The 25,012-nt window shown below is 36.4% G+C and carries 20 protein-coding genes; 11 read left to right on the top strand and 9 right to left on the bottom strand.

The genetic code is table 11. The features are described 5' to 3' along the window. Positions 1-36 precede the first annotated feature (36 nt). Positions 37-309: a hypothetical protein gene (locus tag BV60_RS0119685; RefSeq protein ID WP_029324525.1), complete on the bottom strand. Its 273-nt coding sequence runs from the start codon at positions 307-309 to the stop codon at positions 37-39. A 12-nt stretch (positions 310-321) separates the two neighbouring features. Next, entirely contained in the window at positions 322-1,401 is a 1,080-nt protein-coding gene (locus BV60_RS0119690) for a GGDEF domain-containing protein (RefSeq protein ID WP_029324526.1), read from the bottom strand. Between the two features lie 364 nt (positions 1,402-1,765). On the opposite strand from BV60_RS0119690, the gene BV60_RS0119695 reads away from it, so the two are divergent. From BV60_RS0119695 to pulA, 3 genes are all read left to right on the top strand, one after another. Continuing rightward, complete coding sequence (locus tag BV60_RS0119695; protein ID WP_029324527.1) at positions 1,766-3,256, top strand: alanine/glycine:cation symporter family protein; 1,491 nt, start codon at positions 1,766-1,768, stop codon at positions 3,254-3,256. Positions 3,257-3,282: 26 nt separating this feature from the next. Next, complete coding sequence (locus BV60_RS22445; protein WP_197029621.1) at positions 3,283-3,933, top strand: 4'-phosphopantetheinyl transferase family protein; 651 nt, start codon at positions 3,283-3,285, stop codon at positions 3,931-3,933. A 112-nt stretch (positions 3,934-4,045) separates the two neighbouring features. Then, positions 4,046-6,037, top strand: a complete 1,992-nt coding sequence (gene pulA, locus BV60_RS0119705; protein ID WP_242841034.1) for a type I pullulanase — start codon at positions 4,046-4,048, stop codon at positions 6,035-6,037. A gap of 201 nt (positions 6,038-6,238) precedes the next feature. On the opposite strand, the gene BV60_RS0119710 is transcribed toward pulA, so the two are convergent. Continuing rightward, positions 6,239-6,598 carry a hypothetical protein gene (locus tag BV60_RS0119710; RefSeq protein ID WP_029324530.1) on the bottom strand — a complete coding sequence of 120 codons (360 nt, stop codon included), beginning with the start codon at positions 6,596-6,598 and terminating at the stop codon, positions 6,239-6,241. Positions 6,599-6,881: 283 nt separating this feature from the next. Between BV60_RS0119710 and BV60_RS0119715 the strand changes: the two genes are divergently transcribed. Continuing rightward, entirely contained in the window at positions 6,882-7,472 is a 591-nt protein-coding gene (locus BV60_RS0119715) for a hypothetical protein (protein ID WP_051656926.1), read from the top strand. A gap of 38 nt (positions 7,473-7,510) precedes the next feature. After that, complete coding sequence (locus BV60_RS0119720; RefSeq protein ID WP_029324532.1) at positions 7,511-9,256, top strand: carbon starvation CstA family protein; 1,746 nt, start codon at positions 7,511-7,513, stop codon at positions 9,254-9,256. 48 nt (positions 9,257-9,304) lie between these two features. Here the strand turns inward: BV60_RS0119720 and BV60_RS0119725 are convergent, their stop codons facing one another. Further along, positions 9,305-9,550 carry a TIGR03905 family TSCPD domain-containing protein gene (locus BV60_RS0119725; RefSeq protein WP_029324533.1) on the bottom strand — a complete coding sequence of 82 codons (246 nt, stop codon included), beginning with the start codon at positions 9,548-9,550 and terminating at the stop codon, positions 9,305-9,307. A 67-nt stretch (positions 9,551-9,617) separates the two neighbouring features. After that, complete coding sequence (locus tag BV60_RS0119735) at positions 9,618-10,952, bottom strand: CapA family protein (RefSeq protein WP_081846819.1); 1,335 nt, start codon at positions 10,950-10,952, stop codon at positions 9,618-9,620. A gap of 112 nt (positions 10,953-11,064) precedes the next feature. Between BV60_RS0119735 and BV60_RS0119740 the strand changes: the two genes are divergently transcribed. The 3 genes from BV60_RS0119740 to BV60_RS23575 all read left to right on the top strand — a co-directional run bounded on the left by BV60_RS0119740 (position 11,065) and on the right by BV60_RS23575 (position 12,808). Then, positions 11,065-11,307 carry a hypothetical protein gene (locus BV60_RS0119740; protein WP_051656928.1) on the top strand — a complete coding sequence of 81 codons (243 nt, stop codon included), beginning with the start codon at positions 11,065-11,067 and terminating at the stop codon, positions 11,305-11,307. Positions 11,308-11,398: 91 nt separating this feature from the next. After that, the gene (locus tag BV60_RS21415; protein ID WP_051656875.1) at positions 11,399-12,616 is read left to right on the top strand and encodes an IS91 family transposase; all 1,218 of its coding nucleotides are present in this window, start codon (positions 11,399-11,401) and stop codon (positions 12,614-12,616) included. A gap of 27 nt (positions 12,617-12,643) precedes the next feature. After that, positions 12,644-12,808 (top strand): hypothetical protein, encoded by a 165-nt coding sequence (locus tag BV60_RS23575; protein ID WP_170832732.1) that lies wholly within the window; start codon positions 12,644-12,646, stop codon positions 12,806-12,808. A gap of 194 nt (positions 12,809-13,002) precedes the next feature. On the opposite strand, the gene BV60_RS0119755 is transcribed toward BV60_RS23575, so the two are convergent. Next, the gene (locus tag BV60_RS0119755; protein ID WP_029324536.1) at positions 13,003-13,944 is read right to left on the bottom strand and encodes a type I phosphomannose isomerase catalytic subunit; all 942 of its coding nucleotides are present in this window, start codon (positions 13,942-13,944) and stop codon (positions 13,003-13,005) included. A gap of 154 nt (positions 13,945-14,098) precedes the next feature. Between BV60_RS0119755 and BV60_RS0119760 the strand changes: the two genes are divergently transcribed. Then, positions 14,099-14,890, top strand: a complete 792-nt coding sequence (locus tag BV60_RS0119760; protein ID WP_029324537.1) for an alpha/beta hydrolase — start codon at positions 14,099-14,101, stop codon at positions 14,888-14,890. 11 nt (positions 14,891-14,901) lie between these two features. Here BV60_RS0119760 and BV60_RS0119765 read toward each other — a convergent pair whose 3' ends face one another. The 3 genes from BV60_RS0119765 to BV60_RS0119775 are packed head-to-tail and all read right to left on the bottom strand — an operon-like array spanning position 14,902 to position 20,289. Then, the gene (locus BV60_RS0119765) at positions 14,902-15,546 is read right to left on the bottom strand and encodes a phosphatase PAP2 family protein (RefSeq protein WP_029324538.1); all 645 of its coding nucleotides are present in this window, start codon (positions 15,544-15,546) and stop codon (positions 14,902-14,904) included. A gap of 26 nt (positions 15,547-15,572) precedes the next feature. Beyond that, positions 15,573-17,342: a sensor domain-containing diguanylate cyclase gene (locus BV60_RS0119770; protein ID WP_029324540.1), complete on the bottom strand. Its 1,770-nt coding sequence runs from the start codon at positions 17,340-17,342 to the stop codon at positions 15,573-15,575. A 43-nt stretch (positions 17,343-17,385) separates the two neighbouring features. Continuing rightward, on the bottom strand, positions 17,386-20,289 hold the full coding sequence (locus BV60_RS0119775; RefSeq protein WP_029324542.1) for a glycosyl hydrolase 115 family protein: 2,904 nt from the start codon (positions 20,287-20,289) through the stop codon (positions 17,386-17,388). Positions 20,290-20,504: 215 nt separating this feature from the next. Here BV60_RS0119775 and BV60_RS0119780 point away from each other — a divergent pair, with 215 nt between their 5' ends. Both BV60_RS0119780 and BV60_RS0119785 read left to right on the top strand, forming a co-directional pair. Beyond that, the gene (locus BV60_RS0119780; RefSeq protein WP_029324543.1) at positions 20,505-22,943 is read left to right on the top strand and encodes a ribonucleoside triphosphate reductase; all 2,439 of its coding nucleotides are present in this window, start codon (positions 20,505-20,507) and stop codon (positions 22,941-22,943) included. 314 nt (positions 22,944-23,257) lie between these two features. After that, positions 23,258-24,964, top strand: a complete 1,707-nt coding sequence (locus BV60_RS0119785; protein ID WP_197029622.1) for a substrate-binding and GGDEF domain-containing protein — start codon at positions 23,258-23,260, stop codon at positions 24,962-24,964. Positions 24,965-25,012: the final 48 nt, after the last annotated feature.

The following is a 25,012-nucleotide window of genomic DNA, read 5'->3' on the forward strand; positions in this document are numbered from 1 at the left end:
TTACTTTCATCCTCCTAAAATTCACATATGATAATATTATTCTTCATCCTCATCATCGAGAGTAAAATCCTCTATATCAGTGGTGTAAACTATTTTTTTGTCTATTTCCCTTTCATGATCAAGGATGTATCCCAATCTCTGACACCAAATACCATACAATATGTTTATTATTTTTTCCGGATCATATCCCATCTCATTCAGCGCATCCCTCTCCTTTTGGAGTTCATTATGAAGATGTTGGAATTCTGCATCTTCCATCAGTTCCAGTTTCGCAATATTGATGTAATTATTTATTCTAAGAATATCCATGCAAAATCCCTCTCATCGTTTTTTAGAATTATGTTTATTTTCATACATAAGCTTATCTGCTCTTTCGTAAATACTCTCAGTAGTATCTCCTTCTCTTCGTTCAGCAATTCCATATGCAAAATCTATCTTGAAATCGCCATATTCATCGGCACATTTTCCTTTTTCCAAGACCTCTCTTACTATTCGTTCAACCTCTTCACCTGAATATTTTGATACAAAACAGAATTCGTCACCTCCTACTCGATATAGTTTCCCTTTATTTTCAAATGCATCGGCCAGAGTTTTTGCTGTTGCATAAATATACTTATCTCCTATCTTATGGCCTTTGGTATCATTGTAATTCTTCAATCCATTCATATCGACCATAAGAATCGTTTTAAAATTATCTCTTATATGCGCCATCGCTTTTTCATATGCATTTCTGTTTGGCAACCCAGTGATAACATCTGTTTTGTTATATAATTCCGACACCGCCAAATACATAAGAAGGTATGCTATTCCCAATCCTTCCCACAACGTGCGTAGATCATAATTAAACCAAGCTGCAATTACACCTATAGCCATCGTTATTCCAACAAACGCAACAAGAAAAATATCCTCATAATCAAAAGATTTAATAAGTACCATGTCCGCCAGTAGAATAATAAAAACAACCATGCACAGTACATACATCGCCAGTCCTGATGGTGCATAATACATCTGCAGATTTTTATGATAGAAGACCACCGGAACGAAAATGTTAATTATGTCAGCTACTGCAAGAATAATAATTCCTATTATGCTAAATACATATTTAAAACTACCTCTTTTCGGTCCATAAACAATAAAAAGACTACTCAATATAATTGGAATCATCAAATAGTCCATACTTGCAATAAAATTCAAAACAAAATCCGAACGTTCTGATACCTCTGAAGTGTATAAGACAAAATACCAGAGCATATCAAGAAGATATACAACAGAAAGTGTGCCTCCTGTTATCAGGACACCTTTCTTCAAATTCTTCTCAAGGTTTGTATTATTTGTTGCAAGCACCGCAACATATATAACAATTGTTATCCCTAAAACATCGGAAAATTCAATGAGTCCCATACTGTTTCCACCATTATTTTTGTGCAAACGACTGAAAAAGAACAATCTAAACCAGTAATACTTCCTTTATATTTCGGTTATTTCTATTTTAATTCAGAGTTCTCTCTTTTACTAGTATTTTGTCTTGTTCATCTTTAGTCTAATTGGGGTGTATATTGTTATATATATCATATACAAACAATTTGACTAATTATGAACAAGACAGAACACTAGTACATCACAAGTTTAGTTAAAGAAAAATATATATAGTCAAAAGACGTCTCTTATGATATTATCCTTACTATAGAAACAAGGGCGTTTCATGATATTCATGAAGCACCCTTTTGTTATAAATATGCACTTTATATGAATATGGGGGGTATAAATGAACGAATTATTATCAACAGTAGAAAAAATTAATAACACCGTAAATAGTTTTGTATGGGGGCTTCCCATGCTTATTCTACTGGTCGGAACCGGAATTCTGATGACAATAATCACCAAATTTTTTCAGGTAAGTCACTTTAAACACTGGATTAAAAACACTATTGGCGGGATTTTTATTGATAAGAAGATTACTGCTCATACAGAAAAGGAAGATACACAAATATCACAATTCCAAAGCCTGTGCACTGCGCTTGCTGCCACAATAGGAACAGGTAATATCGCAGGTGTTGCCGCTGCTATAGCCGCAGGCGGCCCCGGTGCAATATTTTGGATGTGGATTGTTGCTTTTTTTGGCATGATGACCAACTTTTCTGAAAATGTACTTGGCATTTACTATCGCAGACGGAATGAGCGCAATGAATGGTGCGGTGGTGCAATGTATTACTTAAGTGATGGCCTTGGCAGCAAAAAAGGCTGCAAACAGCTTGGTGCTGTACTTGCTGTTCTTTTCAGTATTTTCTGTACTCTTGCGTCCTTTGGTATCGGTAACATGAGTCAGATAAACTCTATCGCGGTAAATATGCAGACAGCCTTTGGTATCCCGCATCTTGTGACCGGCATTATCCTTATGCTCCTCGCAGGTTTGGTAATAATCGGCGGATTAAAAAGAATAGCTCTTGTTGCTGAAAAGCTGGTTCCGTTTATGGCTGTTCTCTATGTTATCGGAGCACTTGTGGTTTGTATAACAAATTTTGATAAAATAGGAATCGTTTTTGTTTCTATTATTAAAGGTGCCTTTGGAATGAAAGCCGTAGGTGGCGGCATTGTCGGAAGCGGTATCGCAATGGCTGTTCAATGGGGCATGAAAAGAGGTGTTTTTTCAAATGAAGCAGGTCTTGGTTCTTCTGTAATGGTTCATTCAAGTTCAAATGTACGTGAACCGGTTGTACAGGGAATGTGGGGAATTTTTGAAGTATTTGCGGATACAATTATTGTATGTACCATTACTGCTTTTGCTGTTCTCTCAAGTGGTCTGGTAGATCTTGATACCGGAAAAGTTCTTTCAGAACAGGTATCTACCGCACTTGTAGCAGAAGCTTTTTCTACCGTATTTGGAAAACTTGGTACCGCTTTCATCGCGATAGCAATACTTTTCTTCGCATTTTCAACAGTACTTGGATGGAGCCAATATGGAAGTAAAGGATTTGAGTATTTGTTTGGTAGAAAAAATATGAAATTTTATCAGGTAATTTTTGTTCTTTTCATCGTAATCGGTGCTACTATGAACTTATCACTTGCATGGGATTTATCTGACACATTTAATGGCATGATGGCTATTCCAAACCTTATTGGTGTCTTATCACTCAGTGGAACTGTCATCAAAATAACCCAAAATTATGTCGATAGAAAAATATTAGGGAAAGATATTAAGCCCGAACTGTCTGCAATTGATGATATTCAGAAGCTGCATGAGAATGAAATCGCTTAACTGTAAAAGAAAGACTTATGAGTTTATTGAATAATAAAGTAAATATTTTTATTCTTAATACAAAAACTATGGAAGGGGAGAATGATGGAATTTTATCCATCATTGCTCCCCTTTACGTGCAAAAATATGAAAAAGCCAAGGTTACGAATGTAAAAAAGCAGGAACTTGGTGCAGGATTTCTTCTATCAAAATATCTTGGCATAACAAAGGATGATCAATTATATTTCAATCGTTATGGCAAGCCATCTATAAAAAATCAGCAGCCTGGACATCATATAGAATTCAATCTTTCTCACAGTGACGACTATGTAGTATTGGCAGTTTCAAATATCCCTATTGGTATTGATATTGAATGCGCAGAAAGGCTATCGCTTCCTATATTAAAACGTGTCCTTCCACCATCTCACTTTGAAAAACTTCAAAAAAGAGATTATATTGCTGACTCCGGTTTTGAAAAAGATGAAAAACTGGTATGGGCAAAATACTGGACATCTGTCGAAGCAATTCTTAAAGCACAAGGATCCGGTTTTCATTTTGATCCAAGAAAAAATCCTGATTTTATGAATAATTGGTCCTTAGAAAGCTTTATCTTTGAAAACAGATTTGTAATAAGCTGTGCTTCTAAGCTACCTTTTTCTATTAATTCCAAAATTGTTATAAATTCACTTCACGAATAATGCCATTTTCCTATTTACTTGCATATAGGATTATTGTAATATGGTTTAGAAAACGTTTTCCGTAACTAATAAATGGCAATTGCCAGCTACAGTAAATCTGGGAGATTTAATCGTGAACGATCATTTATCAGAAACATTATTTAATACAAATCAATCCAAAAGAGAAGGACACACAATAAATATGTATTATTCAGGAAATGAATTTGAAGAAATGTACACTTATAATGGGTCAGACCTGGGTTTTACTTATTCAAAGAACCAGACATCCTTCAGACTTTGGGCGCCCACTGCTGAAGAAGCTTATGTGAACTTCTATGAATCTGGAGATTATTGGAAAAATGATCTTAAAACTTCAGTAAAGATGTCTAAAGCCGAATACGGTACATGGACATCGGTACTTAATGGTGATCTTGCAGGAACATACTACACTTTCACAGTTACTAATAATGGAAAAAAAGTAGAAGCATGTGACCCTTACGCAAAATCTACAGGTGTTAGCGGTCAGAGAGCTATGGTGTTAGATCTTTCCAATACAAATCCTGATGGGTGGAACAATGATACTAATCCTCATAAGAACGATAAAATTACAGATGCTATTATTTATGAGCTCCACATTCGTGATTTTTCCTCTGATGAGAACAGTGGAATGACTTTTTTAGGGAAATATAAAGCATTCACAGAAACAGGGACACGAACAAGCGGTGGCAACTCTACCGGAATTGATTACTTAAAACATCTTGGCATTACGCATGTCCACTTACTCCCATTCTATGATTTTGGTTCCGTAGATGAAAATGATCCTCTCTCGCAGCAGTTTAACTGGGGATATGATCCGGTTAATTTTAATGTACCTGAAGGTTCTTATTCTACTAATCCGCACGATGGTTTTGTCAGAGTTTCAGAGACAAAAGAGATGATTAAGGCTCTTCATGACAATGGTATTTCAGTAATAATGGATGTTGTATACAATCATGTCCATGATGGCGAAAGCTTTTGTATGAATAAACTTGTACCCGGATATTTCTCAAGAATTAATTCGGAAGGTGTTTATTCAAATGGTTCTGGCTGTGGAAATGATACTGCATCTGAGCGCTCTATGGTAAGAAAATATATAGTAGATTCTGTATGTTATTGGGCTGATGAATACCATATTGATGGATTCCGCTTTGATCTCGTAGGCCTTCTGGATATAAACACTATAAATATGATTGTTTCTGAAGTACATAAAGCTCATCCGGATGTCATTTTTTATGGAGAAGGCTGGCATCTTGAAACTGTTGTAACCAAAGAAAACATCATATTAGCTACCCAATCTGCTGCAGACATAACACCTGATTTTGCATATTTTAATGATAATATGCGTGACGGGCTAAAAGGTAACATATTTAGTACGGATAAGGGATGGGTTGCCGGAAACAAGAATCTTACCGCTTCAATACATTCATCCTTTACTGCATGTGAGACTTGGTGCAAAAATCCGAGCCAAATAGTTCAGTATGTATCATGTCATGACAACAACACACTTTTTGACAGAATTGCACTTTCAACCCCCGGAATTAGTGAAGATATCAGGATAAAAATGTGTAATCTTGCCGCCTCCTTCTATCTCGCATCTGAAGGTATTGCATTTATGCAGGCCGGTGAGGAATTATTGAGGACAAAGATTAAAGAAGATGGCACATATGAATCCAACAGTTTCAATTCCGGAGATAAGATAAACAGTATTAAATGGGGAGTATTGGATGATCAAAAATATCAGAGTACTCTGGAATATTATAAAGGATTAATTGCATTTAGAAAAATGCATGGTCTACTTAGACTTACCAACACTAATGAAGTAAAAAACAGAGTTTTTCTTTATAAGGATACTCCGAAAAACACACTTGCATTTCTATTCGATAATGAAGACAAAGCTCTTGAGAACGAGCCGTCCGAACAAATATTTATAGCATTTAATCCAACTGCACGTAAATGTGTTGTTACACTCCCTACCGGAACCTGGAATATCTGCGTAAGAGAAAACAGAGCAGGCACAGTCGTTCTTGATAATGTATCAGAAAAAGTGGCCATTTCCCCCTATTCCTCAGTTTTTTTGGTACGATAACTTGTTTATTCATGCCTTACGCATCGTTCGTAATAGAATTGTTCCATAAAAAAATACCCGAACACGCAGTTCCTAAAGCAAAGGCGTAGCAAAAGTACGTCGAAGCTTTTATGGAGCTGTGCTGCCCGAGTATACAATCAATCCTTTGATCATGTCATTTTAATAGCAACTCATAGTCTAAAGTTACAGTACTTTTTGCTTTCACCGATAATACATTGCTATTTTTCTATGTATTACATATCGTTTATAACTCTCATCTCTTACTACTCCGCCGATAATACACCTTCCATCCTTGATCTCAACTCTTGTAATCAGGGCGCAAGCTTGTATTATGTCTGTTTTATTTTTTCCATTCTCAGTATAGCTGTCTACAAATTGGAACTGTATTGTTTTCAGGTCATTAACAAGTCCTTTAATGTCTTCTGTTAAAGGAAAATTCAAACCTATACTCTCTTCACTCATATCTGTAACAGTTCCTTTTATCTCAGCATTACATCCATCTAAGAAAATTAGAACATTATTATCTATCTCTATTCGAATATAGTCTCTTCTATCCCTCATAATAAAGAATGCCTTTCACTTTTCCTCTATTGTATCATCAATTTAAACTATCGTCTAAGCATTTAATAATACTTTCTTTATTCATTGTTATCACTAATTAGTAATATCATCATTTAAGTATTAAACCATATTTTGTGCTTTTAACCACTTTTCTACGACAAATACATTACAAAATTAATCTATTTATAAAAAATTCATTAAATTTGTCATCTTGCAATAGCGCGTCAAAGTGGTAAAGTGTTCACTAAGTTAATTATATTATGTAAACAAAAGAGGGACATTTATGGCTTCAAAAAATGCGTATTTGCAGGAGCTTCTTCGCCGTTATCAGGCAAATTTCGATATTTTTGAAAATTACAGATTGGGTGAACAAATATATCCTGCATATGCATGGTTTTGTTCACTTAGCGAAAAATATGTATTAAAAAAGGAGGCTCAATTGTGGGCCATCAAGGCTTTTGAGCATGTTCTTTTCGTAAAGGAAGATTCCATTAATGAACAAACTCTTGATCAGTTTATGCATACCATCAAAGAAGAGGCTGAACCAGTACTTGTAAGAAAACACGAAAAATATCCAGAAAAGGATCATATGTGTACTTACATAACATTTATTATTCTTGCTTCCGAAGATCCAGACAAACAGACTCAAAAAGCTATTTCAAAATTTCATTTCGATAAAGGCTACTTATTCAATTTCAGAGGTCACAGCGAAACCCGCATAGCCGTTATTTCTATGGCTAGTGGAAATATCTGGACAAATCGTTCAGGAAAAGATTTAGTACCCCTATTAAATGATGTTTTTAGCAAAACAAATGCTATTGAAAAACATTTTAATATGTCTACAACTGACAATTTATATGAATCTGTCAGTTGATATATACCCTAAGGGGATAAAAAAGGAGGAGAAAAGTTATGAACGCAGCAGTTTTACTTATTGTTAGCGTTGCAATCCTTGTTGCCGGATATGTTTTATACGGTGGCTGGCTTGCAAAACAGTGGGGAATCGATCCTAGTCGCAAAACCCCTGCTCACGAACTTGAAGATGGCATGGATTATGTTCCTGCTAAAACACCTGTCCTTATGGGACATCATTTTTCATCAATTGCCGGTGCGGGTCCTATAAATGGTCCTATCCAAGCTGCAGTATTTGGATGGGTACCTGTATTACTTTGGGTACTTATCGGTGGCATTTTCTTTGGAGGCGTGCATGATTTTGGCGCTTTATTCGCATCTCTTCGTCACAACGGTCAGTCCATCGGCGAAATCATAGACGATTCCATGGGAAAAGCAGCAAAGAAATTATTCCTTACTTTCGGCTACCTTACTCTTCTTTTGGTAGTAGCTGCATTTAGTTCAATAGTTGCCAGCACTTTTGGTGTAACTACATCTGCCGGCGTTGCTGTTGAAGGAGCAACACTTGCTGCCAACCAGTCAACTGCAATGATCTCTTTACTTTTCATTGTACTTGCAATTGTTTTTGGCTATTTTGTATATAGAAAGAATGCACCTATTGGAATTGCTTCAATTGCAGGATGTTTTGGTATTGCTGCTATTGTTGCAATCGGTCTTAAATTCCATCCTATCGCATTTACATACAATACATGGATGTGGATACTTGGAGGTTATATTCTTGTCGCATCTGTTACACCTGTATGGATTCTGCTTCAGCCCAGAGATTATCTTAGTTCATTCCTGCTTTACTTCATGATTGCAGCAGGCGTAATCGCTGTATTAGGTGCAGTCATAACAGGTCATGGCCAGTTTTCTGTTCCTGCTATGGGTGATGCTTCACTTAAAGGTACAGGTGTATTTACAACAGGAACTGCTTTCCCTGCATTGTTTGTAACAATCGCTTGTGGTGCTATCTCAGGATTCCATTCCCTAGTTTCTTCTGGTACTACTGCAAAGCAGCTTGATAATGAAAAAAGCGCACGCCCCGTTGCTTATGGATCAATGCTTATTGAATGTATGGTTGCTGTTATTTCACTTTGCGCAATCGGCTTTGTTTGGTCAGCTGCTACTGATGGAACTTATGCAAGTCCTACTCAGGTATTTGCCGGTGGTCTTTCAGCTATGATTGGTAGTTTCGCACCTGGTGTTCAGAATATTATGTATCAGATGCTTATCCTTGCTGTTTCTGTTTTCTGTCTTACTTCACTTGATACAGCTACTCGTCTTGCGAGATACATGTTCCAGGAGTTTTTCCTTGAGCAGGGTCAGACAGTAAAAGATGCTACAGGCTACAAAAAAGTACTGGCAAATCCTTATGTAGCAACAGCTATCACCGTTGTTCTTGGTGTCAGCCTTGGTATGACCGGTTATACAAAGATATGGCCTTTGTTCGGTGCTGCAAACCAGCTTCTTGCTGCAGTAGGTCTTATTGCCGTATGTACATGGCTTGGTGCTGTAGGAAAAAACAACAAAATGTTCTATATTCCTATGGTATTTATGCTTGCAGTAACTATTTGCTCACTTATTCAGACTATTATAGCCAAGATGACAGCTTATCTTTCCGGTGCAGCTGATTTTTGGGCTCTTATCCAGTCCGCTATAGCTGTTTTCCTGGTTGCGCTATCACTTATCCTTGCCGGTATCGCTGCTAAGGTTCTATTAGACCAGCACAAGGCAAAACAGAATAAAAGTAGTAACGCCGCATAAAATAAATAAAAATCCGGTACTGCAACCGCAGTATCGGATTTTTTTATATTAGTCGTTTTGCATTGCTGCCTCAATTGCATATGAAAGCTGATCCGGACAAGATGTATTCTTAAACCCACATTTGATACCTCGCAATTTGGCTATAGCATCTTCTGCCTTCATTCCCTCAACAAGCCTCGATACCCCTTGCAAGTTACCATTACATCCATTAGTAAATGAAACATGTTTAATAATTCCCTCTTCGACATCAATATCTATCTGTGTAGAACATGTACCTTTTGTTTTATAAATCATTCTTTATCTATTCCTTTCAAGTATTTTGTTTTATGATACATATTAATTGAATTGCTTTCAATATTTTTTATTTCCATTCATTTCCCCACACATTATTGCATAATTCAACACAATACTCCTTTGAAAAAGAGGAATCCTGCTTTACTATCTCATTTTCACTTGCGAGTTCAGGTGAATAATCATTCAAAGGATATACTGTTATTCCCTCATGCCCTTTTTTCACATGACATACCAAAGCTCTTACTTCATATTCATCTATTGCTACTTCTTTATCTGTTTTGCGGATTTTTACTTTAGCCATTCCTCCTACCATTCGGTTGGCTATGCCTTCGCCCTTCCCAGAAGTCCAATTTACAAAGTTACCAAGCGAATAATATACGAGCATGTCCCCATTTCCATGATTATTGGTAATTATTTCATCCCCATCATTCAACAGTTCAATTGGTTCGATAACATGTGGATGTGTTCCAAAGATTAAATCTGCTCCGTTTTCTCTGAAAATTTCAGTCCATTTTTTCTGGTAAGAATCCACCCCAAGATTGTATTCTGTACCCCAATGTGGACAAACAATAGTAAAATCTGCATTATCCTCAGCATATTTCAGATCTTCTGTTACTTTTTTTTCATCCATCAGATTAACCGCATAGGGCATATCTTCAGGCATAGCTATCCCATTTGTCCCATATGTGTAATTCAGAACAGCTATTTTTATTCCGTTTTTCTCTATAATTTTTATGTTCTCATAATGGCTCCGGTCTTTATTAATTCCCACAACATTAATCTCCGGATGATTAGTTTCCCAATATTCACAGGTATTAAGTAATGCCTTTTTACCTTTATCAAGAGAATGATTTGTTGCGTGACATATTGTGTCAAAACCTGCATTGACAAGTGCATCCCCTATTTCATAAGGTGCATTAAAAGACGGATACCCTGATACTCCCAGATCTTTCCCACCAATAATAACCTCCTGATTTACCATTGCAATGTCAGCTTTACTTATTTCTTCTTTCATATTTTCAAATATAAAATCAAAATCATAGTTACCACTCTCATCTATTGCTGCCTCTTCTATTGGCATATGCAAAAGAATATCTCCTACCATAAGAAGTTCAACATGTTTTTTATTTTCTTCACTAATTTCCTCAGTGAAATCACTTACAATACTGTCTGTATGATTTTCTTCTATTTTACTGACTTCTGAAACTTCTCCGACATTTTCATCTTCATTATTATAATATTCTATTTTATTTTCAGGAGTTTCTTTTATTATGGTATTCTTATCATCTGATCTATCTTTTATCTTTTCAGTTTCCGTAACCTGCAAAGTACCACACCCTATAATAGTGGTAGCTAAAAATAAGAAGATTATTGTATGTTTATTCTTTCTAATTATTATCATATTATATGGATATCCTTTGTTATTTTATAATTTCAGTAATTGTTTTTGCTTGTAAATATGTAATATTAGGGTAAAATAAAAAAACAGAATTATAAAAGGAGATTTATAAAAAATGAATTTTAATCCTATGGCACTTATGGAGCTTCAGAAGAAATTTAATACATTCAGACAAGATCATCCCCGTGTACAACCCTTTTTCCAAGCTGTAAAAGATTCTTCCATGGAAGTAGGTACTATCATCGACATGAAAGTAACAACTCCTGATGGTGTTGAAAAGCAGTGTAATATTAAAATTACGCAGAATGATATTGATACGTTCAAGACCTTGATGTCGATGAATGGAATGCCACAATAATAAAAAAAGTGCCTACGGCACCTCAACTCCCCTGCCCCTCACTCATGAGGGGTGGGGTTGTTTTTTGCCTCAACTCATTCATAATGAATTTATGAAACGAAATACTCTACAAGATTTATTCCGCGATCATTATGAAGAAATTCAATATACTCTTCACCCCCGCAAGACCGAAATGGAAAACATCGATAAGATGATCAATTGCGGGGATCCTGCCTATGGCGGCGCCATGTACGGCTGCCCTGATTGTGGTACTCTCAAATTTGTTCCCTTTCGTTGTCATTCTAGATTCTGCCCTACATGTGGTGCCATGTATTCACAAAAGCGTGCTCAGGCTATGTCATTTAAGCTCATAAACTGTCAGCACCGTCACTGCGTATTCACCATATCAAAAGAATTACGCCATTACTTTCTCGAAGATCGTGACCTTCTTAATTGTCTTTTTGAAGCTACCAGCAGTGTTATTAACCGGATGTTCTACAAAATCAACAAGAGTCAGAACTTTACACCTGGTTACATCCTTGTTCTTCACACATTTGGTCGTCCTTTGGAATGGAATCCTCATATCCACTGCCTCATATCTGAAGGTGGTGTTGGAGACACCGGCTTCTGGCGCAAAGTAAAGTTCTTCAGTTACCCCTATATGCGCCATGCTTTTCAGACTGCTCTTCTGAATCTAATGGAAGATCGTATTACTGATCCCAATAAGAAAGCATTGTTTAAAAAAGAAAAAGCTCTCTCCTACAAAAATCAGAAAGAAGGCTTCTATGTCTATGGCAAACCCACTCTCGCTGACAGACGTACTGTTGCTAAATATATAGGCAGATATCTTGGTCGTCCTGTAATCGGGCTCTCAAGAATTGACTCTTATGATAAAGAGCATGATACTGTTACTTTCCACTACAACAGACATGAGGACGAAGTCCTTGTCACCGAGACCATACCTTCAATGGAATTCATCAAACGTCTTATACAGCACATACCAGAAAAAGACTTTAAGATGATACGTTATTATGGCGTGTATGGTCGTCATAGGGAGTCAGACAAAAAACTTTACCGTCTGATTCATCCTTCCAAAAAGCCATTCTTTAAATCATTCCTTCAATGGCGTTCAGGTATCCTGTCAGCATTCGGATATGATCCATTAAGTTGTCCCAAATGCAACAGCACCATGAAATTTCTTGAGTTGCGCTTCAACCACAAACGTGTTTCTCTCGAAGACTTATACGAAAAGACAATGGGAAAATGCCGTCCCAAGAGCAGAGCTCCGTCTACAAAAATCGGCATTGTTCCCTCGTATTCCTGCGCATGATAAAATCATGCTACAGGAGGAACAGCCATGGCTAGTAAAGAACTAATAGCAAAGCTTAGAGAGAAATACATCCAGAATCCGCCGGAAGGCATGTCGGCGAATGAAATCCGCGAGATGGACGATGAAGACCTTCTCGATATGGATTACTTTATGCATGAAGATGATGAATTCTTTGATGAGGTAGATTGGTAATTCATAACCAACATACCTCCGCTTTGCGTGGCCCGGTCTTGCCGGGCCTTTTAATTCAAGGTTTCGCCGCCAAGGCGAAATTTCCTATTAAATAAAAAATCAAGCCCTGAAACACACATATGTGAATTCAGGGCTTGTTGCAAGCAAAACAATCCTATACAGGGGTGAAATTGCGAAAATCTCAGATATCCTGTTTATTTTTCGTATGTGGTCAAAGCCTCACAAAACCCTAAGATTTCATAATTGCCGCTTTTTGCCGGCAAGAAAAAACTGTCTCCCTTAGAAAAAGGCATTTCCTCATTGCCATTTCTTATGACCCCTTTTCCATCCAGAAATAGTATATGTAAGAAAGATTCTTCTCCGACAGTTCCCATAATTTTTTTAGTTGTATCACCTGTAAGATTTACTTTATCAACTGTAAAGTACTTGCATACACCTATATGCGGTTCAGGCTTTTTAACTTTCTGTATTGGGGATAAATGTGTTACCTCCAACGCCTTCTCAACATGCAGCTCTCGTAAATTGCCATCCTTATCTCGCCTTCCATAGTCATATACCCTGTAGGTCACATTTGAGTTCTGCTGTATTTCTGCCAAAAGTATACCTTTACCGATCGCATGTAAAGTACCTGACTCAATAAAGAAAATATCACCCTTCTGCACAGGACAGGCATTCAATACTTCTGTCAGAGTCTCATCCTCAATTCTTCTTGCAAACTCGTCTTTTGTCACTTCCTTATTAAAGCCATAGTATAAGAAAGCATCTTCCTCTGCATCGAGAATATACCACATTTCTGTTTTTCCATACTGATTCTCATGTTCTCTAGCAAATTCATCAGATGGATGTACCTGAAGTGATAAATCATTTTTTGCATCAATAAGTTTAATCAGCACAGGAAAATCCTTAAACTTATCACAATTATAACCTAAGGATCCATTATTATCCTTTATATATTCTGTTATAGTTCTGCCGGCATACTCTCCGTTTTCAATTATTGATTCGCTTCCGGGAAAGCAAGACAATTCCCAACTTTCAGCAGTTACTTCACCGGCAGCCTTTTTCCCGAATTCATCAACCAGTCTGCTTCCACCCCAAAGATAATCTTTAGTGGGTGCCTGTAACTTTAATAAAGCCATTCGCATATTCCTTTCTGTTCTAAATTTGTGAAGGATTCTGATATTCATCAATATTACATCAATATATCCAAATATGCCAAGTCAAATTTAAATTACTCTTCTTCAGATTTATGATATACTGACGTTGGAATAAGCATAAAGAAGGCACAAAAAATTGAAAAAAATAAAGAATTATATTAAATGGATTTTAATAGGAATCATATCTTTACTGATTGTCCTGGCAATTGCATTTAAAATATATACTACAAATTACTACAGAGCGGACATAAGTATTATACAGAATATTGAAGAACTTCTCTCAGGAAAAGTACACTCATATTCCAACAAAAATGGTACGGTCTTTATTCCGGAAAAACAAAACATGAAAGCTGTAATAGTGTTTTATCCGGGCGGGAAAGTAGAATATTCATCCTATAACGGCCTAATGTATGAGTTGGCGTCCAGAGGATATATCTGTCTTCTTCCCAGAATGCCTGAAAATCTGGCCCTTTTAAAAATCAATGCTGTAGATGCTCTTACTGCTGATTATGACCGCTTCACATCATATGCATCAGATTTAGATTGGTATATAGCAGGACATTCTCTAGGGGGAGTCGCTGCCTGCGCCCATGTAAAGAAAACTCTGTCAGATTCAGGAACTACAGAAAGCAAAACCGACTATAATGGCATTATTTTATGTGCTTCGTACCCCACCGTCGATTTGTCCGATACTGATTTACGATTTCTTTCCATTTACGGCTCAAATGACAATGTTTTGGACATACATCAATACAATGATAATAAGAAAAACTGGCCACATGATTCAGAAGAACACATAATTGAAGGTGGTATTCACTCCTATTTCGGAAGTTACGGTATACAAGACAAGGATGGAATTCCAACAATTACAAATTACCAACAAATAATCCAGACAGCAGATATAATTGCTGACTGGATTAATAAATAAACCTTTATGTTTTATGATTCCATTACTCCAAAAAAAGCAGCTAGCAAAGCAACGCTTATAAAAATTCCACCCAAAATGTCAGTAAACCAATGCACTCCGCAGATTAATCTGCCTACGACAGTTATAACCATAATCAAAACACATAGTCCCTGTAAAACAGCTACAAGTTTCTTATTCTTTACGTAATTGTGTATAACAAGAATCGTACTCCCCATAACAACACAAATAAGCATCGTGTGTGAAGAAGGGAATGACGCTTCCGGTTCAGTTGCATCCGGCATAATAATTGGTCTGTAATTAATTATTACTTTCTCAAATAAAGCATATAGGAATATTACAACGGCATATAAACCACCAAGCTTCAAAATTATGGAATCAACTTCTTTCAGACTTTTACGTCTAATTAGCTGCATCAGTCCAACAAATGCAAACCCGGCACATACCAAAAGAGCCAAAATACCAAATATCTCTGTTATTTTATACCATATGATATTTATCCCGAATATATCGTGTATCCTACCATTAATATGTGAGAAACCAACAGCTGTCTCCATAGGCCCAATATTGTCAACATCATAAATTTTTAATAATACAATATGCGCTATAAACAGTATTGCAAAAATACCTGAAACAACAAAACTTTTTTTTCTATTCATACCAGTAAATCTCATCTCCTATCAAATTAATGAACTATAGTCCTATTTTTTCCATTATTCTTAGCTTCATATAACGCTGAATCCGCCCGTTTAAATAACGTTTCTGCATTATCCGTCCTTTTAAACTCTGTAAGTCCAATACTTATTGTCACTTTCCCTATTTCTTCAAAATTTATGACTGCAATTTTGGCTCTTATTCTGTCAACATATTTTTTTGATTCATCAATCGTAATGTTTGAAAGCATAAACAGGAACTCTTCTCCTCCCCAGCGGCCGCAGATTCCTCCTTTTATACTCTCAATCTCTTCACGAATAATTGATGAAACTCTTATTAATACATCATCGCCGACGACATGACCATAAGTATCATTGACCATTTTAAAATCATCAACATCTATTATACCCATGACAACTCCGATTTTGTACTTTGTGGCATGTTCCAGCCCTGTTTTCACAAGCCCCTGGATCATTCTTCTGTTATAAAGACCTGTAAGTACATCAGTATCTGCCATCTCCCGTAATTCATCATTGGCTTTCTGAAGTTCAGCAGCCGTTACATTGATAAAGTTTGCAAGTCTGCGAACCATGGAAAGTTGACCATGCATCTTTTGTTCTTCCGGAACTTCTATTTCCTTATCGCCTATTCCTGTCGGTTGTGCCAGAGCCTTTCCACCCTCCCGCATTCCAATGGCAATAAGTGTTACATGATGCTCAATTATGTACTCACCCATTCGCATTATCTCACCGCTGGAATAAAAGCCACTTACAGGGGCAATAAGGCTAAACGGACCTGTTTCTTTATTTATTAAATATTTCCAATATAATCGTCTTACTCCACATGAATAGAGGAATATTGCCTGTGGTGCAAAACTTCTGACATTCCAGATCATATCCTCAACATCAGACTTTATAACATCAGGATCGCCATAGGATAAATTAACAGTTGTTCCCTGTTTAACATCAGCTGCCAATAAGATTGAATTATCCTCTATATCACAGGAAAATGGCAATCTAAGAACCTCATAACCATGCTGTTTTGACATAATTGGAAATTCCAACATATTTGCAAAAAAATTATCGTCCGGTCTTATATCAAGATATTTACTGTAAATCTTGCCTGCAGGCACATTGTCAAGTTCATATAATCTCTTATCTACAATTTTGGTAACTGTAAGCTCTTTTCCAAGAGGCTTCCATCCAATAGCATGGTTAATACTTATATGGAAATCATCTCCTGCGTAGGTAATCAGAATCACCCCTGCGCGACATATTGTGTCCTTACTAATAACACATGTTTTTGTATCTTCAATTGCAAAAGCTGCACTTCCACCGCCAAAAATCTTTACATTTTTTTTGCACTTTTCCGCTTCGCTCAGGACTTTAGTGCTATTTATAGTCTTTAATGTAATTAGTATTTCTGCAGCCTTAATCTTGTCAATATTATTAATCGTCTCACAAATTGTGGTGCCTATAGAATATTCCTCACCGAAAGCGCATTCATAAAGATAAACCTCAATATCAGTACTTTCAAAAACAGAAACAGACATAACAAGTCCGTATTCTGCTAAATGCCCATCGCAAATGTCTCCGTTGGAACTGGTTCCTCCTATTTTTGCATCAGGATACATTTCCAAAATTTCATTTTGGACTTTTGATATGTCTGTATCGTTAAATCTTATGGTATACAAATGAAATAATATAGATTTATACTGATTTCTCTGTGTATATGTGTATACCTCATATAACGCTTCATGAACGTCCGATATATCGGTTAGCTCATAATTAAACTGTTTCAATATCCTATAACCTCTATTTCTGAATCAACTTTAATAATCTATATTATAAGACAAAAGAAGCCGGTCCGAAATAGGTCTTTTTCAGTTCTTTGCCCTTTTCGCAAATAACAAGTTTTTCCAATATAAATTCCGGATCTGATGCATAAATATAAATACTATTTTCACCTTCATGTAATAATATATTGTGTTTAACAACCCTTCCTCCTGTCAGTACACCCTGTGCCCATTCATCATCCTGCCATTCCGTATAGTAATGATCCGATACTGCACACAGTTCAAAAGGTTTTACCTCACCCGTACCCATATAAAACCGTATCCTTCCACCTCTTTCTGAAGGATTTCTTGTAAGCAGATACAGCGATAATGTATATTCATCTGAATTGTTAACAAATACATTATATTTTATGAAAGGAGCGGTCTCCCAGTCCTTAAAATGTATTGCAGGAGGCAGAACTTTTATTGCAGAGCCTTCCCTTCCGAGATAATCTACCACCTCAAAGCTACCATCTTTAGTATCTTTTTTCTCTGTAAAATCATTAGCGTTAATGCTAATATATCCTTGTTTTTCTGCAAAAATTTTACTGCCCGTAGCAGAGATATCTTTTGCTGTTCCTTCCACTATAATCTCAAGATTAACATAGGTTTTTTGCCCATTTTTAAACTCTATATCAACCCTTACTTTAGCTGTTTTAATTCCGCTTAATTCATCTTTTTTTGCTTTAATTATTACCGTTTCTCTGCCCGTTTCTCCTACACATACATGACCGTTATATTTATCAAAAGTTATATATTCGGCATCACATGCTATTTTATAATCAAAATCAACAAATCCTTTACTGTCCAGATCCAGCATTATTTCTTCACAATCGATTCTTGTTAATTCATCATTGAATAGTGGAGCCATATCCTGCCAGTATGCTCCAAGATGAAATTTCTCACTACCTCTAAAACTTACTGAAGCCTTGGCAACAGAAATCGGAGAAACGATATGTACAACAGGATATGTCCAATCCCTGTCATCCCATGATTTGAATCCTGTATGAGCAGAGCTTAAGCAATGATTCCACTTTCCACCATTAAATTTATGAAACTCTTCAATATATTCCCTGTCCTTAGCAATCCTTTTTTCTACACTTTTTGCAAGAATATTTGCATATATATATCCTCTTCTTGCATATTCATGATTTAAAGCCGTCTCACACCATGCAAGAACCAGGTTCAAAGATGCTGCAGCACCATAATAAATCATACTCTGATATGCAAGCCGCGCTTCATTCCTTAATTCTTCGTTTAATCCTTCCGCAATGCTCAAAATTTCATTGACAGACCTCATTACTCTGTCACATTCTCTATAATTTACGGGATGATATATATTCTCATTCATCGTTTCCGGTGTTCTTGCGGCATTCCACCTTGTATAACCTTCAAGCACTTTAAAAATCTTTTCCTTTTGAAGCTCGGTTATATAGCTTCCAAACTGCTTTTCAATCCATAATTTTGCATATGTTTCTGTCATATTAGGCGCAGATGTTCCCCATTTTTCGAAATCATAGGCAAGTTCCATAAAATAGCTAAGCGGGTACTCCATCTCTTTAAGATCACCAACGTTAACTATCCACATTTTTCTTACACCGGCTTCATAAGCAAAGGTCATCTGTTCCCAGATCTTAGTTAATCTGTTACAGTTGGTCCACTCATAGCTGATAGGAGCACCATGATAATCAAAATGATAATACATTCCATATCCACCGGGATGTTTCCTTTCATCATATGTGGGCAGATTTCGAAGATTTCCATGATTATCATCACTCAAAAGAAAAATAACGTCTGATAGTTCATCCCAATCCTTCAATCCTTCGCAAGAATCGTCCCCATAATAATAGTCCTCAACTTCCTTATATATAGCAAGCATTCTCGGAACATTTTCCAGTTCTTCACAAACATATTGTTTTATTAAAGAATTTTGAACCTTTACTACTTTTTTAATAACATCTATGTTGTCCTTAAGCGTTGAATCTTCAGGAAGAAGCTTTGAATCTGCCTCTCCCCTCATGCCTATTGTGATTATATTTTCGTAATCTTTATTCCTGCGAAGTCCATCTTCCCAAAACTTTGTTATTGCCTCTTCGTTGGAAAGGAAACTCCAGGTAGAATCATTTCCATATTCCTTATACTTATTCTGCCATTCTATTCCTGCACGACATAATGGTTCATGATGGGATGTTCCCATTATTATTCCAAGCTTATCTGCTAAAATTGCGTTACTAAGTCCCGGTCCATCCTCAGAAAAAGATGAATTCCACATAGCAGGCCATAAATAATTGCCTTTAAGTCTCAAAAGCAATTCAAATATCTTCCTGTATGCTTTTGCATTAACCCCGCCAAATTTCTCCAATGTCCAATTGCCAAAAGCAGGCCACTCATCATTTATAAAGAATCCCCTGTATTCAACTGATGGCTCTTTTGAAACAACTATATCATCAAGAATTATTTCCGGATTAGGATTCTTATGCGGTATTACATCACCAAAATATATTAGTGGTGAAACTCCCAACATTTCGGATAAATGAAACATACCATAGATAGTACCTCTTTTATCGCTACCAACAATAACAAGTGCTTTTTCTACAAAAAAGTCTTCGCCTGCAAATGGCTCATCCACTATCTGCATCATAAACACTTCTTTTTTGCCTGCAATATCTTGCGTTCTTAGTTTTCCATTTCTCTCAAAGCAAGGCACAATATCACTTTTTCCGAGAGTTGCGATAATAATAAGCTCTTTTGCAACACATTCTTTGGCATTTGTAAAAAACAAAGAATCTGTGTCTGTTACAGCTTTTATATCTTCGGCAAGGGTATTACCAATAAGTTTAACTCCCTCAAAACTACTATCTTCTATCAGAATATTTACAGCTTTATTGTTGCTTACTAAATTAAATTTTTTCACTGTTTAATCTCCTGTATTTCGTTATTGATACTTTATTTTAATATATGGTTTTTTGAGTTTCTCTCTACATATTGCTCTTATACTCATCACTTATAAAGAAACCGCAAATACTATATATAGTGTTTTTCACGCTCGAGTATCTAAATATTGACCATATATTGTATATATGTTAATTTATATTTATGGGTGTATAAAGTTTAATGGGGGGTATTTCTATGTATGAAGTCGTAAAGCGTGATGGCAGCATCGCCAAATTTGACATTTCCAAAATTTCTTCAGCAATCATCAAAGCCTTTGAAGCACTTGAAAAGCCATATCATTCAAGTGTAATTGATTTGGTATCTCTTAGAGTTGCTTCAGATTTTGAGACAAAAATCACAGCCAATAAAATAACAGTTGAACAAATTCAGGACAGTGTTGAAAAAGTATTATCTGAATCAGGATATTCAGATGTTGCAAAGACCTACATATTATACAGAAAACAGCGGGAAAAAGTTCGTAATGTAAACTCTGCACTCCTTAATTACAAAGATCTCGTTAACGATTACCTTAAAATTAATGATTGGCGTGTAAAAGAAAATTCTACTGTTACATACTCAATTGGCGGTCTCATTCTGTCTAATTCCGGTGCTATCACTGCAAATTACTGGCTTTCAGAAGTATACGATGAAGAGATTGCTAAAGCTCATAGAAGTGCGGCTATTCATATACATGATCTGGCAATGCTTTCAGGCTACTGTGCAGGTTGGAGTCTCAAGCAGCTTATTCAGGAAGGTTTGGGAGGCATTCCCGGAAAAATCACTTCCGCACCTGCCAACCATCTTTCAACTCTATGCAATCAGATGGTTAACTTCCTTGGAATAATGCAGAATGAATGGGCCGGCGCACAGGCATTTTCATCTTTTGATACATACCTTGCTCCTTTTGTTAAAGTTGATAATCTTTCACAGGACGAAGTTAAGCAATGCATCCAATCATTTGTTTATGGTGTTAACACACCCAGCAGGTGGGGAACACAGGCTCCTTTTTCAAATATCACACTGGATTGGACTGTACCTGCGGATCTTAAAAATATCAATGCTATTGTTGGCGGAAAAGAACTCGATTTTACTTATGGTGACTGCCAACACGAAATGGACATGGTCAACAAAGCATTTATAGAAATTATGATAGAAGGAGACGCTAATGGACGCGGATTTCAATATCCTATCCCCACGTATTCAATAACTAGCGATTTTGATTGGAGTGAAACCGAAAATAACAAATTACTTTTTGAAATGACCGCAAAATATGGTACTCCCTATTTTTCAAACTATATAAATTCAGACATGGAACCCAGTGATGTACGTTCTATGTGCTGTCGTTTGCGTTTGGATCTGCGTGAACTCAGAAAGAAATCAGGAGGTTATTTTGGCTCCGGAGAATCAACAGGTTCTATTGGTGTTGTCACTATAAACATGCCCAGAATAGCATATCTTGCAGACAACGAAAAAGATTTTTATAATCGCCTTGATCACTTAATGGACATAGCAGCCAGAAGTCTTAATACCAAACGTCAGGTTATAAGCAAACTCCTTGATCAGGGTTTATATCCTTATACAAAGAGATATTTGGGATCTTTTTCCAATCACTTCTCAACGATCGGGCTAATTGGTATGAACGAAGTCGGTCTTAATTCCAAATGGCTCAGATGTGACATGACGGATTCCAAAGTCCAGGCTTTTACAAAAGATGTTCTGACCCATATGCGAGACAGACTTTCTGACTACCAGGAAAAGTATGGGGATTTGTACAATCTTGAAGCAACACCTGCAGAATCAACAACTTATCGCTTTGCAAAACACGATAAAGAGCTTTATCCTGACATAATTACGGCAAATATGAGTGGAACGCCTTATTATACAAATTCTTCTCATCTGCCTGTTGGTTATACAGAAGATATTTTCACTGCTCTGGACATTCAGGATGAATTGCAGACACTTTACACTTCAGGAACCGTTTTCCATGCATTCCTTGGTGAAAAGCTGCCTGATTGGAAATCAGCTGCTAATCTTGTCAGAAAAATAGCTGAAAATTATAAACTTCCATATTATACAATGTCACCTACGTACTCTGTATGTAAGGAACACGGATATCTCTCAGGCGAGCAGACTATATGCCCGCATTGTGGGAAGAAAACCGAAGTTTATAGCCGAATCACCGGATATTATCGTCCCGTTGCAAATTGGAATGATGGAAAGACTCAAGAATATCGGGATCGTCAAGTTTATAATGTTGCGCATTCCTCTTTTACTCACAAAAAGCAGGGCTCATACAGTACTACTGTACAATCTCCTTTCATGGAAACCTCTGTAAAAACAGCAGCTGAACTTGAAAATACTCTGATTAATCTAAAAATTACAACCAATGAAGCCGCTTTTCTCTTCAAGACAAAAACATGTCCGAACTGCAAAATTGCCAGTTCTCTCTTGGATAAAGCAGGAATCAATTACACAGTAGTGGATGCTGATACAAATGCCAAACTGGTAGAAAAATTCGGTATAATGCAAGCTCCTACACTAATTGTTGCCAACAACAACGAATTCAAGGCATATGCAGGCATTTCTGATATAAAAGGGTGGTTGAACTCATCTGTAGAAAAAGTTAAGGCATAGTTTATTCCTTTGATTATTATAGACTCCGGGCAAAACACTCCCGGAGTCTGTTTTTATATTTTTGATATCTTTTTTCTGAACAAAGTAAACAAAATGGTGTTATGATTAAAGGAACATCTGTGTATTCTCGGATAATATTTTAAAAGATAATAATGAAGGGATAGCTCATGATTAACGGCAAAAAAATCATTGCATTATGTACTTCAAGAATATATGACAATCAAAATTTCAGTTTCCTTGAGGCACTTGGCAAATCGCTAAAAAATATAAATTATAGACTTTTTATTTATACTCTAAATACAGATTTATATTGGATGGATCAAAATAATTATGATGAAACTTTTGTGTTTGATATTATTCCCTATGATAAAATCGATGCAATCATCATTATGGATGAAAAGATTAAAAGTATCGATGTTTCCGAAAAGATTATATTAAACGCCAAAAAGCACTCTGTTCCTACTCTTATAATAGACGGAGATTATGAAGGGACCTCACAGATTCATTTTGATTATGCAGCCGGATTTGAAAGTGTTGTTCGACATATTATTGAATTTCATCATGTAAAAAAACCCCATTTTATGGCCGGCAATAGAGATAACAAATTTTCAGATGAACGTCTTGATGTATTTAAAAAGGTTTTATCTGAAAACAACATCCCTTTTAACGATAATATGGTTAGTTATGGAGATTTTTGGGCAGATCCCAGCAGACAGGCCACACAGGAACTATTAAAAAGCGGAAATATCCCTGAAGCCGTTATTTGTGCAAATGACATAATGGCTATAAATGTTAGTGATGTCCTTATCTCATCAGGACTCAGTGTTCCCGGAGATGTTATAGTTTCCGGTTTTGACGGTGTTGACGAAGCATTTATGTGCACCCCGGGGATAACAACAGCATCTTGTGACAGTACAGAGCTTGCTGAAATAGTTTGCAAAGCAATAAGGCATTTCGAGTATGATGGTAGCCCTCATAGCTACTATGTAACTCCTAAATTTATTCAAAATGATTCCTGTGGTTGTCCAAGACATACAGGTCTTAGTGGCAGTACTATTAGCAGATTTAATAATAGATTTTACAGATATCAGGACGACATTCGTATTCTTCATGATATAACTGCCAGGATGTTTTCTACCAAAGCCGAAGAGTTCAGTGTTTCCTCTCTTCGTAGCAATTTGACTCAGAATATGTGCTGTGTAATAAATAACGCCTGTTTTCATCATGACAAAAACTTCTTTTTGGATACAGTAAATGAATCAGCTTACAGCATTGTATATAACTCATATTCCGATAAAGATGAGATAATACCATATAATGCAGATGAAATAATCCCAAACATCGATATGATTTTGGACAATGGATACCCTCTCATTTTTAATGCCCTTGATTACATGAGTAAAGCTATTGGTTTTATATGTTACTCGTTTCAAAAATACGATATTGTTGATTATTCTAAAACTCCCAGCATTACGGATGCAATAAGTATGGGCATCGGTGGCTATGTAAACATGCAATATCAGCATTTCCTGATAAATAAAGTTCAAGAAATGTACCAAAATGATAGTCTTACTGGTTTTTACAACAGACTTGCTTTTCAATCTGCTTACGACAACCTAAGAACTATGCCCGGAGTAATAGGCAAGCCACTGACTATAATAATGCAGGATTTAGACCGACTTAAAACTATAAATGACTCTCTTGGTCATTCAGAAGGCGATCGAGCAATCGCTACTGCCGCATTTGCCTTAAAGCAATCCTGCCCTGAAGGCACTTTATTTGTTCGGTACGGTGGCGATGAAATGCTTGCCTTAATATCAGGATTATCTAACAATGCCGAGATTATTCGAACTGTTCAAGAAACACTAAAAACCGAAAGTCAAAAACTTGGCTATAACGTTTCTGTTAGTATTGGTGCTTATACGACTGTCTTGACTAAAGATTTAAATCTTGATCAGATTATTGTACTGGCAGACCAGCAAATGTACAGAATGAAAAAAAACAGTAAAAATATCTTCTGATATTATTTTACACCTGTTAAGATGTAGGTTATTATGATATGAGAAAAG

The sequence above is a fragment of the Butyrivibrio sp. AE3004 genome (assembly GCF_000703165.1).
Lineage (GTDB): Bacteria > Bacillota > Clostridia > Lachnospirales > Lachnospiraceae > Butyrivibrio.

What these genes read in the sequence shown, in the direction of transcription:
- BV60_RS0119685 (WP_029324525.1), bottom strand. Translation starts at nt 309, where the DNA reads ATGGATATTCTTAGAATAAATAATTACATCAATATTGCGAAACTGGAA.
- BV60_RS0119690 (WP_029324526.1), bottom strand. Translation starts at nt 1,401, where the DNA reads ATGGGACTCATTGAATTTTCCGATGTTTTAGGGATAACAATTGTTATA.
- BV60_RS0119695 (WP_029324527.1), top strand. Translation starts at nt 1,766, where the DNA reads ATGAACGAATTATTATCAACAGTAGAAAAAATTAATAACACCGTAAAT.
- BV60_RS0119710 (WP_029324530.1), bottom strand. Translation starts at nt 6,598, where the DNA reads ATGAGGGATAGAAGAGACTATATTCGAATAGAGATAGATAATAATGTT.
- BV60_RS0119715 (WP_051656926.1), top strand. Translation starts at nt 6,882, where the DNA reads ATGGCTTCAAAAAATGCGTATTTGCAGGAGCTTCTTCGCCGTTATCAG.
- BV60_RS0119720 (WP_029324532.1), top strand. Translation starts at nt 7,511, where the DNA reads ATGAACGCAGCAGTTTTACTTATTGTTAGCGTTGCAATCCTTGTTGCC.
- BV60_RS0119725 (WP_029324533.1), bottom strand. Translation starts at nt 9,550, where the DNA reads ATGATTTATAAAACAAAAGGTACATGTTCTACACAGATAGATATTGAT.
- BV60_RS0119735 (WP_081846819.1), bottom strand. Translation starts at nt 10,952, where the DNA reads ATGATAATAATTAGAAAGAATAAACATACAATAATCTTCTTATTTTTA.
- BV60_RS0119740 (WP_051656928.1), top strand. Translation starts at nt 11,065, where the DNA reads ATGAATTTTAATCCTATGGCACTTATGGAGCTTCAGAAGAAATTTAAT.
- BV60_RS21415 (WP_051656875.1), top strand. Translation starts at nt 11,399, where the DNA reads ATGAAACGAAATACTCTACAAGATTTATTCCGCGATCATTATGAAGAA.
- BV60_RS23575 (WP_170832732.1), top strand. Translation starts at nt 12,644, where the DNA reads ATGGCTAGTAAAGAACTAATAGCAAAGCTTAGAGAGAAATACATCCAG.
- BV60_RS0119755 (WP_029324536.1), bottom strand. Translation starts at nt 13,944, where the DNA reads ATGGCTTTATTAAAGTTACAGGCACCCACTAAAGATTATCTTTGGGGT.
- BV60_RS0119765 (WP_029324538.1), bottom strand. Translation starts at nt 15,546, where the DNA reads ATGAATAGAAAAAAAAGTTTTGTTGTTTCAGGTATTTTTGCAATACTG.
- BV60_RS0119780 (WP_029324543.1), top strand. Translation starts at nt 20,505, where the DNA reads ATGTATGAAGTCGTAAAGCGTGATGGCAGCATCGCCAAATTTGACATT.
- BV60_RS0119785 (WP_197029622.1), top strand. Translation starts at nt 23,258, where the DNA reads ATGGATCAAAATAATTATGATGAAACTTTTGTGTTTGATATTATTCCC.